Raw genomic sequence first — 15,276 nt, forward strand, 5'->3', positions numbered from 1 at the left:
TAATAACTTTTAATATTATAAAGGGTTGAAGCCATTGAGATTCAACCCTTATTTTTATTTTTATTTGCTGAAAAATGAAGTTCAATTAAATGAGATTTCCGTTTTGCGGAAAATGAATATGAAACAATACCACGACTTAGTAAAACACGTTTTAAACGAAGGAAACGAAAAAAGTGATCGTACAGGAACAGGAACAAAAAGTGTTTTTGGTTACCAAATGCGATTTGATTTAAGTGAAGGGTTTCCTATGGTAACCACAAAAAAATTACATTTAAAATCGATTATTTATGAATTGCTATGGTTCTTAAAAGGCGATACAAATATTAACTACCTTACAGAAAATGGAGTTCGCATCTGGAATGACTGGGCCGATGAGAATGGCGACTTAGGACCTGTCTATGGTCATCAATGGCGTAATTGGAATAATGATGAAATCGATCAAATAAAGGATGTAATTCACAGTTTGAAACACAATCCAGACAGTCGCCGAATGATTGTCTCTGCTTGGAATCCTTCAGTATTACCAGATACATCAAAATCTTTTAGTGAAAATGTTGCCAATGGTAAAGCTGCTTTACCACCATGTCATGCCTTTTTTCAGTTCTATGTTGCTAATGGTAAATTGTCTTGTCAACTCTACCAACGTAGTGCAGATATCTTTTTAGGTGTTCCATTCAATATTGCATCGTATGCTTTATTTACGATGATGATGGCACAGGTATGTGGTTATGAAGCTGGTGAATTTATTCACACCTTTGGAGATGCTCACATTTACAGCAATCATTATGAACAATTAGAATTACAATTATCCAGAGACATTAGACCATTGCCTAAAATGACATTGAATCCTGAGCTCAAAGATATCTTCGATTTTAAATTTGAAGACTTTACGTTGGAAGACTACAATCCGCACCCACATATCAAAGGCGTTGTTGCTGTTTAAACATTATACTATTTGCCCAAAACTCTAAACTAAAATTCATGAAATATATTTTCACACTACTATTCGTGCTCTCTAGCACACTTATTTTTGCTCAAGAAGAAAAACCAACCGAAGAAGAAACGATTATTGTTACAGAAACAGATGAAGGCTCTGAGGAAGTCGCTTTTCAAGTTATTGAGCACGTTCCTGTATACTATGGCTGCAATGAAAAGCTTTCTAATTTCGAACTTAAGAATTGCATGAATAGAAAAGTAATCAAACATGTGTCCTCTAACTTTAATGCTGGTATTGCTAACAATTTAGGGTTACCTGATGGTAAAGTTAGAATTAATGTCATATTTAAAATTAATAAAGAAGGGAAAGTGATTGATATTAAAGCTAGAGCTCCTCATCCGGCTTTAGAAAAAGAAGCTGAAAGAGTTATTAGTTTACTTCCAGATATGGATAAACCAGGTATTCAAAAAGGCAAACCTGTTATTGTTCCTTATTCATTACCTATTGTGCTCCAAATTGATAACAGTTCTAAAAAACTTACAAAAAAGGAACGACGACGATTGAGAAGAAGTCAGAGAAATTAATAAAAAAAGCGTCTTGATAAATCAGGACGCTTTTTTTAATGTGTTAAATAACTTATACGTTTAGAACACCATTTTCTGCTGCTGCATAGTCATTCCATGCATAAGCGTCGGCTTGGTCATCGTTGATGTAAGTACCATCAACCACATATCTAAACTCATAAGAGTTATCTTTTTCTAGATCTACAGTCCCTTTAAAAGTACCGTTCTTTAATTTTTTTAGCTGAACAGTATTTTGGTTCCACTCATTAAATGATCCAACAACTGCCACTTGATTTGCATCTTCCGCAGGTACCGAAAATGTTACCTTGCACACTGGTTTACTTTTTAAGTATTGCTTTTTAATTGCCATAATAATACGAATTGATTTCTGGTTCAAATGTATAAAAGAAAGTTTCGCATTCAAATCCATAAGCCTCTTGAAATAAAAGATTTATCATTTTCATAAATTACAACGTATAAAAATTTAAAATACTGAAAAAAGGCTTCACTAAATTATGAGATTCGCAATAAAAAAATACAGCTTTAACACTTGATTATCATTAAGTTAAGCACTACATCGTTTGCGTTATTTATGATTTTCCGAAGAAAAAAATAATTACAACGTTTGCGTTAAAAAGATTAACTTTACAAATAGAAATATTTTTGATTTATGTTCGGAAAAAAGAAACCCATTCCTCAAATAGATAAAGAACAATTAGCATTAATTAAATATGCCGAAAAACGTATTAGGCAAAAAAAGCGTGTTTATTTTCATTTTGTGGTCTTTTTAATAGGTGCCGTTTTTTTAATTATAGCAAATACGGTTTTAGGTATTGGTAAAGATTTCACCATAGCTGGACTCAACTGGTTTGTGATTGCTATTGTTATATGGCTGTCCTTATTTGTTTACCATTTTGTAACAGTATTCATTACACATAGTTTTATGGGTAAAGATTGGGAAGACCAGCAGAGAGACGCTCTTGTAGCCAAGCAACAACAACGTATTGAAAAACTCAAACAGAAATTTTTAAAAGAAGAGACAGAAATTGCAAAATCACAGGCTTATAATGAAGCCCTAGAAAACAAAGGTACTGAGCAAAAAAAAAAATCTGAATTAACTATTATAGTAGCTGCAGGAGAGAATAATGCCATAGGTAAAGACAACGATTTGATATGGCATTTAAGTGACGATCTTAAGCGTTTCAAATCATTGACCAACGGCCATCACATCATTATGGGAAGAAAAACCTTTGAGAGTTTCCCAAAGCCACTTCCTAATCGTACTCATATTGTTATTACGCGACAAGATAATTACAAAGTCCCAGATGGTGTTATAGTAGTTAATAATATGAGTGACGCTCTTGATGCTGCCAGAAACGATAAACAACCATTTATTATTGGTGGAGGAGAAATTTATAAACAATCGATGGCTCTAGCAGATAAGATTGAAATTACTCGGGTACATCATAGTTTTGAAAATGCGGATACTTTTTTTCCAGAAATAGACACTTCTATTTGGAAAGAGACACATAGCAAGTTTCATAAAAAAGATGAGAAACACCAATACGCATTTACGTTTTTAACATATACAAAATCCTAAACTTCAAGAGGTAGCATTATTGATGTTTTTACGCCTTGATTGTCTTTGATATTTTCAACTTTAAAAGAAAAGTCGCCTTTATATAACGTTTCCAATCTATCTTGTATGTTCTTAATTCCTACACCTTTTATCATGACATCATTAAAAGGTTGTTGAAGTGGTTGCCCATCATTTTCAACCTCGATATGCAGGTATTGGTCGTCTTTAAAGATTCTTAATATAACGTTTAACTCGGTTGAATTGTATGAGTAACCGTGTTTAATAGAATTTTCAATTATTGGCTGTAATAACATAACTGGAACAAGATGTTCGTCTAGTTGATTGTCAATAACTTCTTCAAAGCTTAGATGATCAGAAAATCGAATTGAAATGATATCAATATACTTTTTCAACATATCCAATTCCTGTTTTAGCGGAATTAGATTTTTGTTTTCTAAATCTAAAATATCTCGAAATAAATCACCAAAATCAGTAATCATATCTTGGGATTTCTCTTTATCTATATCTATTAAAGAAGAAATACTATTTAGTGTATTAAAGACAAAGTGAGGATGTAATTTAGATTTAAGCACACTCATCTTACTCGTAATGAGTTTTGATTGAAGATTGGTTCTATCTGCCTCAATCTTCTTAATTTTTTCTAGATAATAGTAGCCATATATAATTCCCAACATCGAAAAATAGACCATGAAGTTTATATCTAAAAACCTCATATAATGATCAATCGTGACGTTATCTACAATAAGATCTATATCTCCTGAAAACAAAAATAGAATGAACGACGACATTATAAATATAACAAAGCCAATGCTTAAAGAGCATATAAAATGAATGATTAGAATGGTAACTGTTGACATATTTCGTTCAAACATTTTTTTCGCAAGTATACTAATCGCTATCATAAACATACAAACGACTAACCAATCTAAAAACACGTTATACAACCAAATACGCTTCCAATCTACGCCATATTCTCCTATAACATTCCAATAACTATTTTTGATTCCGTTAATTAGAGCCACGATAGTATAATATAATACCATTGCTCCTATAAGTTTATAATCAAGTAATTTATTCTTAGCCATATATTCTAGGAATCAATAATGTTGTGATGATTATGTTATTTTCTTTCAACATAGAAAATTCAAAATTGTTATTGTATAAAGCCGATAACCTATCTTTAATATTCTCTAAAACAGGATTACTATTAGAGGTATCTAAATTAGCGCCTTCTTTTAATGTTCCATTAATCTGAATATGCATCCTTATACGTTTATTGTCTACCTCACTAACGTCAAGTGTTAGTTCCAATTTGTCTTCAGGGTTAAATCTGTAAAAACTCAAATCATACTCAACTAAAGGTTGTAGCATAAGACTTGGAACCAATACATCCATGATTTCATGATCTAGCTTAATTCTAAACTTAACGTCTTCAGAGTATCGCAATTTGGCTATACTTATAAACTTATTTAAGAACTCCCATTCTTTTCTTAATGGAATTAGATTCTCATCCTTACTCTCAATAATCTCCCTGAAGAGTTCTCCAAAATCTGCAATTAAATTCTGAGATTTTTCTTCATTCGTCTCTATCAAGTTCGAAATACTATCTAAGGTATTGAAGATAAAAATGGGTTGTAATTGGGCCTTTAGCACATTAAGTCTAGAATTCATTAGGTCAATTTGAATCTGAGATTCTTGAGCTTTAATGATCTTTATTTTCTTTAAATAAAAATAACCATGAATAATACCTAGTAAGGTGAAGTAAATAAGAAAAATTTCTTCGATTTCACTCATGTACTTTTTAAAAGAAACATTAGCTAAGGCGTTCTCCAAGTTAAAATGACCAAACGTATATATGTATGTTGAACCTAATGAAAAAACAAAATAAAACAAGACTACAGATAGTACTAAATGAATAATTATTCTATAAAACCAATTCATTTTTATGTCTATCATCCATTTTACTAGATTACTAATAAAAAACATAAATATGAGTACAAAAAGCCACTTAAGAAATACGGTATATACAAATAAGTCGTACCAGCCAAGATTCTCATAATACCCCTGAACTTTAAAATAAATCAACCTACACGTATGTAACAGCATGGTTACTGTAAAAAATACAGTTAGGTATTTGAACAGTTTTATATCTATATATTTTTTAATCACCTAAATACCTAAATTATCTAGAAATATCTTCCTGTATGTTTTACTTACTCGAAACAATCTATCATCTTTCATTTTCACATCGATTTCACCAAAACTTGAATGAATAACATTCTCTATATTCATTACATTAATAACTGTAGATCTATGTATTCTAATTAAATCTTTATGCTTTGTATTATTAGTAATATCACTTAAAGATGATCTCACAACATAGGATTTTTTATCGGTAAAAATATCAACGTAGCTACCTGAGGCCAGAATATACTTAATATCAGATATGTTCAAAAAAGATACCTTTTGCCCTACTTTCACAGGCATTTTATCTTTAAAAAAGGTGGTATCCTCCTGCTCTTTTTGCGCTTTGATATAGTCTAATAGATCTTCTAATTGATCATTCATCTTAGACGCTGTTTTCCTTTCAAAATAGTGAAGTATTCGATTCACAGATTGCTTAAATCGTTCCTTTTTAAAAGGCTTCAATAAATAATCAAAAGCAAAGTAATCAAAAGCTTTAATGGCATACATATCGTATGCAGTAACGAAGATTACCAACGGTTCATGCCGAATTTGTTTTAAAACATCAAATCCAGTCATATCCTTCATTTGGATATCCAGAAAAATTAAATGCGGTTTAACAGTGTCTATAGCTATTATAGCTTCTTTCCCTGTTTTGCATTCATCAATTAGGCGAAGTTCTGCTACTTCATTTACAAGCTTGGACAATCGCTTTCTTGCTAAAAGTTCGTCATCTATAACCAGGCAATTTAATTGCATTATCTCTTGAGTTTATCCATTTATATTCTGTAACACAAAGTATAAATTTAATATAACAATCTGTTCATTCTTTATAATTTGGTTACGTTCATCTTGAAATTTTAGTTGTTGAACACATATTAAGTACCACTCATGACAAAAACCTACGTTTTAATATCATTCTTTAAACGCTCAAATACGAACTCCTTAAAATATTTAAACACAAAATGACAGTTATTCATCACCATATGATAATTGTTCAAAACATTTGGTAACCTCTTAGCTTCAAAATCTTATAACTTAACTTAAAAAATTGTTAAGCTATGAAACAACTGCTACTCCTTTTATTTACGTTCAGTATGACGTTATGTTTTTCTCAAAAAAAAAGCATAAAACAAAACTGGGACGCTTTCGAAAAAAAATATGGTAAAACCATTGTACAATGGAAAGATAAATCTGAATCTCCTCATAGAGTCATTTGCCAACCCATAAAACTATCAGAGCATATTTATGATGCACAACAACTGGAAGCTCTGTTAAGAGAGTTTATAAGTTCTAATCAATCTATATTTAATATTGAAGACAAAAACTACAGACGCGTTAAAATCCAAAAAGCAAAACATTTATGGTATGCCCATTTTGCTCAAACCTATGAAGGTAAGGTTGTTTTAAATTCAGAATTGATATTTAGAGTACACACCAATGGTAACTTAGTATTGTTTGGAATGGAAGTCTATGACATTCCGGCTATTGAAAGTAATAATCAGTCAACTTCTACTATAGAACAATCCATTGTTAATACTTATCCCAATGAAAAGATAAAAATTGAATTTCTTGGAGGCTTAAAAATACTACCTATTCGCGAAGGAAACACTATTACATTTAAATCTGCATATGAACTCTTTATCACTAATTTGAATGATATTTCAGAAGTACTATACGTAGACGCTAACACGACTGAAATTCTAGAAAAGCATTCAAAAATACATAATCATAGTTATGATATACAAGGGAGTGTAGACGGTCAAATACTTCCTATAACTCCTACAGATTTACCACAATCTATAGGGTTTCCAAATCTTCATGTCACTATTGGAGGAACGCAAATTAGTACCGATGAAAATGGTAATTTTGATCATACAATTGCTGGAAGTTCAGCAATACTAAATGCAGAATTAAAGGGTGATTTTGTTTCAGTAAGCAACTTCGGTTCTCCCGATGCTTCAATAACACAAACTGTGGGGCAAAATGACGTTCTAAATATTGTTTGGAATAATACCAACTCTACATTAGAAGAGCGAAACGTGTATTATCATATCAATAGAATTCATCAAAACAACAAACAAGTAGATCCTGGTTTCAATGCTCTAGATTACCCCTTGCAATGTATTGTAAATGATACAAATGCAAATGCATTGTGTAATGCCTTTTGGAATGGTGTCAACTTACATTTTGGTATTCAAGCGAGTAACTGCTCCATAAATTCGGCGCATAGTCCTTCTACCATTTATCATGAATATGGTCATGCTACAAATGATAGAATGTACAATCAAGCTGGTGTTTCTGGAGGTATGAAAAACCCAATTTTGCAAGAAGCATTTGCAGATATTTACTCTACATTATTTTTAAATGACAGTCGATTAGCACTTGGTTGGTTTGGATCAGGAACATTTACCAGAAACCTTAATAATAGTAATAGATATCCAGCAAATATTGTTGGTCAACAACATACTGATGGTTTGATTCTTGGAGGTGCTTTTTGGGATTTGGGTTTATTAACTTCGCCGCAAACTGCTTATGAACTAGCTCATTATGCCAAATATGGAACTCCTGATGATTCTGATATTGCAGTGGCATATGCCGAAGTATATTTTGAAACTTTGGTTGCCGATGACGACGATGGTAACTTAATGAATGGCACACCTAATGGGATGGCCATCGAAAATGCTTTTTGTCAACATGGCATTGGCTTTAATCTTTTTGCGTCACAGAAAATTTCACATTTAGCTCATGAAAACACATTAAACACCTCAGACGATTACAGAATAGAAATTAGCTTAGATCCCACTCCATTTACGAGTCAATTAAATATATCATTAACATACTCTACTAATGGTTTTAACTCAACTAATACAGTGTCATTTTCTCAAGTTAACGACACAACTTTTGAAGCCTTTATTCCTAGCCAATCAGCTGGTACATTAGTAAATTATTATTTTTCTATACCAAATGTTAGTTGTGCATTTAATATACTTTTTCATCCATCTAACGACTTTTTAACCGAAAATTATTCATTTTATGTTGGTAATTACTTAGCAGATTTCGAGGATGATTTTGAATTTAATCAAGGATGGCAAATTGGTTCGTCTTCAGATAATGCAACATCTGGGTTGTGGCAAAGGGGAACTCCTCAGCAAACAATAGATGGTGCTGGTTTTATTGTACAACCCGGATCTGATCATTCGCCTAGTGGCTCAACTTGTTTAGTTACTGGTGCAACACAAGGTGTTTTTTGGTACTCAAATGATGTTGATACAGGAAAAACAACTATCACTTCTCCGGTGTTTAATAACCTAGATGACACTTCCATTATCCAGTTCTACAAATGGTTTATTCATGGCGCAGGATTTGTGTTTCCAGTGCAAGGTGAATGGGCTATGGAAATTTCTAATAATGGTACAAATTGGGTGACAGTTGAAAGCACCAACTATGGTGATCATCGTTATTGGATAAATACGAAACACAAAATAAGCGATTATGTTTCAGTGACAAACACTATTCAAGTGCGGTTTGTTGTTTCCGATTTTGGATCGGGTTCTATTGTTGAAGCTCTAGTTGACGATTTTCAAATTTTGACTTTATCAGCTTTAAGTATTGATGAAATCGATGAAAATTTAGATGTGAGCATTCATCCTAATCCAGCAAAGGATGTGGTTAACTTTCAATTTCAACCTTCAATGACCTCAATAATCAATATTGAAATATTTGATGTTTTAGGACGAAAAGTTGAAGACATAAAAGCCAATCCAAACAATTCTAATCACACTATTACATGGAACATAGCGCCTAACTTCTCATCGGGCATCTACTTTGCCAAGATTAATACAACACTTGCAAATAAGAAAGCAACTAAAAAAATTATTATAAAATAAACATCATTATGAAAAAGAAAATATTCCTTATAATCACGCTACTTGCATCTCTTGTGAGTTTTTCACAAGAGATTTCGACCAATAGTCTAACCTCAAATTTTAATGGTAGTGGAGGTTTATCTTTAGATAGCGAAGGCAATTTATACATAGGAGATTTTGGTGATTTCCTTTCTGCAGGTGACAATGATGGCCTGCCAAATAATGTTTGGAAATTAGACACCAATTTAAACTTAACCGTATTCTCTCCAGGGTTTGTTGGAGCTTCAGGAAATGCATTTGATAGCGAAGGCACATTATATCAATCGGATATAGGTAATAGCAGTATATACAAAATCGTAAACGGCGTTCGAACTTTTGTCACCTCAACAGGAATATCGGCTCCAGTCGGATTAGTATTTGACAGTCAAGGTAATCTATTTGTTTGCAATTGTGGAGCCAATAGCATCCAAAAAATCACTTTTACCTTAGGAGTTGTTACATCATCATCAACTTTTGCCTCAGGTGCTCCAACGTTTTTTTGTCCTAACGGTCTCACAATCGATGAAAATGACAATTTATATGTATCTAATTTTTCTAACGGAAACATTGTAAAAATAACGCCTGCTGGAATCCCATCGATATTAATTACCACACCTGGAGGCACTACGTCTGGCCCTAGCAATGGGCATCTCGATTATCATCAAGCTACGAATACTCTATTTATTGCTAGCCATGGTTCTAATAGAATATATAGCTTAGAATTAGATCAGGCACTTCCTACGCTTAATACAATTGCGGGAAGTGGTGTAAGGGGTAATACAGATAATGAAAACGCTTTATTAGCAACGTTTTCTAGACCAAATGGTGTTGCCGTAACTCAAACAGGTGATTCTATATACATCAACAGTGCAATCCCAGTCACAAATTTCCCAAGTAATCCTCTAAATCCTCAAGTCATAAGGCTGATTAAAGGTGTACAATCTGGCAACTTATCAGTTGAGTCGGTAAACCCTTCATCAAACTTCAAAACCTACCCTAACCCTGTGAAAGACACGTTTACATTAGAATCTGAAACACCAGTTTATTACAAGGATTTGAATATCAAATTATTTGATCTAAAAGGAAAATTAATTAAAGAGATTAATGCTATAAAGCCAACTAATGGCAAGTTAAAAATTGAAATTGATCTCTCAAGTTTAGCTGCTGGGACTTATCTATACACTATTTACAATAATTCTGACGCCATAAAAAATGGCAAACTAATTAAAGAATAATAAACGATCATGAAAAACAAATCCCATCGCAATACAACTCAGCGATATTGTATGTTCTTAGTCCTTGGTCTTCTATACATAGGCGCTCCAAGCATTTTGAATTATATCACAAAAATAAATATAGATATTATAGATTTCTGTAAAGGCTTAGGCATTCCATTTTTAGTAGTAAGTATGTACTTCTTTACCAGAAAAAGGTTTACTGATTTAAAGAAATAAACTTTGATATTAATCATAAAATAGTTCTAAATAGTTCATAAATAGTGAGATATTTTCTATTTTTCTGATAGAAGATGAATCATGATGCACTTATCTGAACTATAGATTAAATTTTTGAACGTATAATACACTATAATGAGACGAATTATTCTTTTATTGATACTGCTCTCATTCATGGAATCGTTTACTCAAAACGAACAATTGATAACGTTAGAAAACTCTAAAATTAGTTTTACTGTTTTTGGCGAAGGAACACCACTTTTAATAATTAACGGAGGTCCAGGAATGAACAGTCAAGGGTTTTCAGATTTGGCTAAAGAATTGGGAAAAACACATAAAGTCATCACCTATGATCAAAGAGGAACTGGGAAATCCAAAATTGATATTATTAGCTCAAAAACGATGACCCTCGATTTAATGTTAGAAGATATCGAAACTATTAGAAAACACATTAATGTTAAAGAGTGGGTTATTCTTGGCCATTCTTTCGGTGGTATGCTTGCCTCCTATTATGCAACTAAATTTCCAAAAAGAATAAAAGCACTCATCTTATCTTCTTCCGGAGGGCTAGATGTTAAATCACTATCTTCAATACAGATTACTTCAAAATTAACACAAAAACAACGTGACTCATTGTCTTATTGGACCAACAAAATAAGACGTGGTGACACCTCCTACCATGCAAAATTTCAGAGAGGAAAACACTTAGCGCCTGCCTATTTAAGAGATCGATCTCATATTAAAAGAATCGCGCATAGGTTAACACAAGTTAACTTTGAGATCAATCAATTGATATTTCAGAATATGAATGCCATAGATTTAGATTGTAGTAATCACTTAAAATCCTTTCAAAAACCAGTACTCATAATTCAAGGAAAGCAAGATATAATTCCGATAGAGATTTCACAAAAAACACATCGCACTTTTCCTAATTCAAAATTAAAAATTATAGCCAACTCTGGACATTATGGGTGGTTAGATCAACCCAAGATATATTATAAAAGCATTTCTGATTTTCTAAAATCAATAAACATATAACGAGTCATGAAAACACCTATATTCATTTTCACAGCCTTCCTTGTATCTATCAATGTACATGCAACTGATCTTAAGATTTCCAAACCGATACTTTATACCGATGATGGGCAATCATATGCTGTTCTCAACCTAAGTTGGGATAATGCATGGCATAACCAAATTAACAATGATGCGGTTTGGATATTTTTTAAATTTTTAAAAGGAACTAGAGGTTATAATCATGTAAAAGTGAACACCAATAATCATTTGGTTGTTTCTAATCATACAGATACTAAATTAGAACTCGGTATTGAGGTACCTAATGATCGTTTAGGCTTATATATATTCCCTAAAGAAAATTTTAGAGGACATGTAAATGTAACCCTCAAAATTTTTCTAGATACAGAAAGCCTTAAGGATATTAATACAAGAACATCAAATTTTACTGCATATGCCATTGAAATGGTAAAAATACCGAATGGTGCTTTTGTACTTGGAGATAGTGATCCGTCTGCACTCAAATTTGGATCAGTATATAAGTCGGATTCCAATGGTAATTATGATGGTCTATTTAAAGTTACAGATGAAAAGCAATCTATTACTATAGCTCCAACCAAAGGCAATCTCTATTATCAAGCACCTGAAGGATATGAAGGTGATCAAAATGGAGTAATTCCACCTGCTTTCCCTAAAGGTGTTCAAGGATTCTATATTATGAAGTACGAACCCACGGAGGGTCAATATGTGGATTTTCTAAACTCCCTTAACGAGTACCAAAGTCAGAATAGAGCTAATTTTGGAGGAAAAAGCTATTATAGTGAAAGGGGTTCAATAACCATTAAAAATGGAAAGTATATGACCGATAACAACTACAAACCCTGTAATCACATGAGTTGGGATGACGCCATGGCATTTGCAGATTGGTCCTGCTTGAGGCCTATGACCGAGTTAGAATTTACTAAGGCTTCAAGAGGCCCAGTTCAAAACCCTTTAGGTATAGATTTTCCTTGGGGCTCAAATTCAAAAGATCAGTTACAAAGAATGGTAGCCGATAGTGGTAACCTAGAAATGCTTAACGGCATGAGCGAAGCCGAACTAACAACTAAAAACAAAGCATTATTCGGTGCTTCATACTATTGGGTAATGGATTTATCTGGTAGTCTATGGGAACGTGTGGTAACAATTGGTGATGACAAAGGAAGGTCATTTATAGGCACTCATGGAGATGGGAACCTTTCCAATTATGGGTTTGCAACCAATGAAGATTGGCCAAAGGGCATAGAAGAAACTGGAGGTTATGGTTTTAGAGGTGGTGGCTTTTATGGCTACGGAAGAGATTATCACGACTTCAACCCTTACAGTCCTATATCTTACAGACCTTATGGTGGATGGTCTGGTGGCAACAGAACTAATGCCTATGGAGCAAGATTTGTACGTACTTCAAATTAGTAACTGATAAATACGCATAGTATCTTTAAAGTAGATTAGGTCATAAAACATAAAAAACCTTAAAGTCAACAATTCTAATCTGAAATTTTAATTATGAAAACTCCTCTAGTGTTAGACCTTTACACCAGTGAAGAACTTGATCTGTTCCCTACTAACAGAAGCAGGGCTCAAGCTGAATATTTCGCTTCAAGGTTTTATATCTTAAAGAAACTGTTATTGATTCATATGCTAAATGAGAATGTCATTTAAAATGACCAAATCCCAAAAAAGCGAGATGCTCCAAAGAACATCTCGCACCTTATGTCTTAACTAAAATCTATTAAACTTTAGTCAGGACTACTACTAAGGGTATATCACCTACTCCACAGCCTCCTGATCCTCCTTGAAAATCAAGCATATTAAGTGTTAAGGCTTCAGAATCATCACAGGGTTGTGCTATAATATTACTCGAATCACCACCAAGCAATAAAAGCGATGCACAACCAATATTGGTTGATAAACCATCGTCAATTATAACTTGACCATTGGTAAAAGAAAAAGTAACCGTCATTAAATTTGTTGGACCTCCAGGCAAGTAAGCCACCTGAAATTGTCTGCTCAATGCACCATTAGCTCCTTCGCTAATAGTTACCGTTTGATCTGCAAAAACAGGACCACCAAAAAGACTATCGCCAGATGTTACAGTTAAATTATAATCACCAACAAAGTTACCTGATGATGCATTCAGAGAGGGACATATTTGAATTCTATAAGCTATCGGTCTGCTAGATCCATCTACACCAGCTGCAACTTTCCCATTGCTAGTTGATGTCAATACAACATCAAAAATCATGGCTTCAGTAATATTAACAGCTTGAGCTATATCAAATTGAATCTTAGGAAACGCTTCTATTGTCAAAGGGTCTTTAGCTCCTCCATTAGCCACATCTAAATTTCCTGATTCTAGATCTGCAAAGAAAAAATGAGTTGAACTTCCAGCAGGATTAACTAAAACACCATTATTTGAAAACACGGTATTTGGATCTGGTCCTGTTACTGACACTAAATCATAATTTATTCTCAACTCATCAGTTGAAACAGGTACATTAACAAATACAGGAACTTCAAATAAGTTATCAGTATTGTAAGAATCTATAGCAATATTTCGTGAAAAGCCATCAGTTACAAATTGCACCCAACCTGTTGTTGGATCATCATTAAATTTTCCTTCATTTTCTCCTTCACTATCATCACAACTATAAACAGTCAATAACAACGTAAGTGAGAAAAATGTTATTTTAAAAAGATTTTTCATAGTGCTTGTTTTATAGTTTTGTTAATGTGAAACTTTGTACTGACATAGGTCCACATGATTCAAATGGATCTTGTAAATAATTTATAGTGTGTGTAACATCACTCGTTAACGAATAAGTACCGTTATTGGCATTACCTGCACTTGTAAGAATATAGAATGGTGGATTTCCAGCTGTACATGACACTGAGATATCGACATCCTGACTTAAATTAAAAAGATTACAAGCTAAGTTAACAGTGACATTAAGCACTGTATCTACTCCTGTTCCAGGTAAAAATGTAGTTGAAAATACACGCTCTGTTGGTGTAGCTCCAACGCTAACAGTAACATTACCACTTAAGAAATTACCACTACCATCATCTGCCAATGCATAATCACCTACCAGATAAGTATCTGGTACAGGACATACTTCAAATACATTAACTACAATTCTATTAAGGTCCATATCTACATTATCAGGCAAACCTGTTAAAGAAAAAACGATTTGCTTTACCGTAGCATCTACCAAGCCATTGTCTTCTCCGTTAATAGTTAAAACGCCTTGATAAGAATTAGCAGGAATTGTAACAGAACCTGGCAAGGTGTATGTTGCAGGGTCTGCGTTACTTTCCATTTCTAAATTAATATTAAACGTTCTATCTGTAGTTGATACAGTACTAGAGTTTAGAGTAAGATCAACACTACCTGTATCATCTATAGTAATAGGCAAGCTAACCGTAGTATTAGCGAAAGACAAAAATGTTCTATTCTCTGATTCTACACCATTAGAAAGGATAGGATCAATATTTTCATCACAAGACGTCATACAGAGCAAGAAACCAAGTACGAACGTTATTTTATATATATGTTTCATATTTATTTATTGATTAA

14 protein-coding genes are annotated in these 15,276 nt (G+C 33.0%); 8 read left to right on the forward strand and 6 right to left on the reverse strand.

The window, feature by feature from the left end; translation table 11 throughout:
- The first annotated feature begins 118 nt into the window (after positions 1–118).
- Together KWG70_RS16225 and KWG70_RS16230 are read left to right on the forward strand one after the other, a co-directional pair.
- Positions 119–943 carry a thymidylate synthase gene (locus KWG70_RS16225; protein WP_230937092.1) on the forward strand — a complete coding sequence of 275 codons (825 nt, stop codon included), beginning with the start codon at positions 119–121 and terminating at the stop codon, positions 941–943.
- 38 nt (positions 944–981) lie between these two features.
- Positions 982–1,521 carry an energy transducer TonB gene (locus KWG70_RS16230; RefSeq protein ID WP_230937093.1) on the forward strand — a complete coding sequence of 180 codons (540 nt, stop codon included), beginning with the start codon at positions 982–984 and terminating at the stop codon, positions 1,519–1,521.
- Between the two features lie 52 nt (positions 1,522–1,573).
- Here the strand turns inward: KWG70_RS16230 and KWG70_RS16235 are convergent, their stop codons facing one another.
- Positions 1,574–1,870: an isoamylase early set domain-containing protein gene (locus KWG70_RS16235; RefSeq protein WP_230937094.1), complete on the reverse strand. Its 297-nt coding sequence runs from the start codon at positions 1,868–1,870 to the stop codon at positions 1,574–1,576.
- Between the two features lie 300 nt (positions 1,871–2,170).
- Here KWG70_RS16235 and KWG70_RS16240 point away from each other — a divergent pair, with 300 nt between their 5' ends.
- The gene (locus tag KWG70_RS16240; RefSeq protein ID WP_230937095.1) at positions 2,171–3,100 is read left to right on the forward strand and encodes a dihydrofolate reductase; all 930 of its coding nucleotides are present in this window, start codon (positions 2,171–2,173) and stop codon (positions 3,098–3,100) included.
- On the opposite strand, the gene KWG70_RS16245 is transcribed toward KWG70_RS16240, so the two are convergent.
- From KWG70_RS16245 to KWG70_RS16255, 3 genes are all read right to left on the reverse strand, one after another.
- Positions 3,097–4,185 carry a sensor histidine kinase gene (locus KWG70_RS16245; RefSeq protein WP_230937096.1) on the reverse strand — a complete coding sequence of 363 codons (1,089 nt, stop codon included), beginning with the start codon at positions 4,183–4,185 and terminating at the stop codon, positions 3,097–3,099. The two genes, KWG70_RS16240 and KWG70_RS16245, sit on opposite strands and share 4 nt — an antisense overlap.
- Positions 4,178–5,056, reverse strand: coding sequence for a sensor histidine kinase (locus tag KWG70_RS16250; RefSeq protein WP_230937097.1), 879 nt, complete (start codon positions 5,054–5,056; stop codon positions 4,178–4,180). The genes KWG70_RS16245 and KWG70_RS16250 overlap by 8 nt, the downstream gene beginning before the upstream one ends.
- 213 nt (positions 5,057–5,269) lie before the next feature.
- The gene (locus KWG70_RS16255) at positions 5,270–6,043 is read right to left on the reverse strand and encodes a LytR/AlgR family response regulator transcription factor (protein ID WP_230937098.1); all 774 of its coding nucleotides are present in this window, start codon (positions 6,041–6,043) and stop codon (positions 5,270–5,272) included.
- Positions 6,044–6,345: 302 nt separating this feature from the next.
- On the opposite strand from KWG70_RS16255, the gene KWG70_RS16260 reads away from it, so the two are divergent.
- The 5 genes from KWG70_RS16260 to KWG70_RS16280 all read left to right on the forward strand — a co-directional run bounded on the left by KWG70_RS16260 (position 6,346) and on the right by KWG70_RS16280 (position 13,361).
- Positions 6,346–9,174, forward strand: a complete 2,829-nt coding sequence (locus KWG70_RS16260; RefSeq protein WP_230937099.1) for a T9SS type A sorting domain-containing protein — start codon at positions 6,346–6,348, stop codon at positions 9,172–9,174.
- Positions 9,175–9,182: 8 nt separating this feature from the next.
- Positions 9,183–10,427, forward strand: coding sequence for a T9SS type A sorting domain-containing protein (locus tag KWG70_RS16265; protein ID WP_230937100.1), 1,245 nt, complete (start codon positions 9,183–9,185; stop codon positions 10,425–10,427).
- A 354-nt stretch (positions 10,428–10,781) separates the two neighbouring features.
- Entirely contained in the window at positions 10,782–11,684 is a 903-nt protein-coding gene (locus KWG70_RS16270) for an alpha/beta fold hydrolase (protein ID WP_230937101.1), read from the forward strand.
- Between the two features lie 6 nt (positions 11,685–11,690).
- Entirely contained in the window at positions 11,691–13,112 is a 1,422-nt protein-coding gene (locus KWG70_RS16275; RefSeq protein ID WP_230937102.1) for an SUMF1/EgtB/PvdO family nonheme iron enzyme, read from the forward strand.
- A gap of 93 nt (positions 13,113–13,205) precedes the next feature.
- A complete protein-coding gene (locus KWG70_RS16280) occupies positions 13,206–13,361 on the forward strand; it encodes a hypothetical protein (RefSeq protein WP_230937103.1) in 156 nt (51 codons plus the stop codon).
- Between the two features lie 70 nt (positions 13,362–13,431).
- Here KWG70_RS16280 and KWG70_RS16285 read toward each other — a convergent pair whose 3' ends face one another.
- Together KWG70_RS16285 and KWG70_RS16290 are read right to left on the reverse strand one after the other, a co-directional pair.
- Entirely contained in the window at positions 13,432–14,406 is a 975-nt protein-coding gene (locus KWG70_RS16285) for a hypothetical protein (protein ID WP_230937104.1), read from the reverse strand.
- Positions 14,407–14,416: 10 nt separating this feature from the next.
- A complete protein-coding gene (locus KWG70_RS16290) occupies positions 14,417–15,259 on the reverse strand; it encodes a hypothetical protein (RefSeq protein WP_230937105.1) in 843 nt (280 codons plus the stop codon).
- Positions 15,260–15,276: the final 17 nt, after the last annotated feature.

This window comes from Psychroserpens luteolus (assembly GCF_021032705.1).
Taxonomy (GTDB): domain Bacteria; phylum Bacteroidota; class Bacteroidia; order Flavobacteriales; family Flavobacteriaceae; genus Psychroserpens; species Psychroserpens luteolus.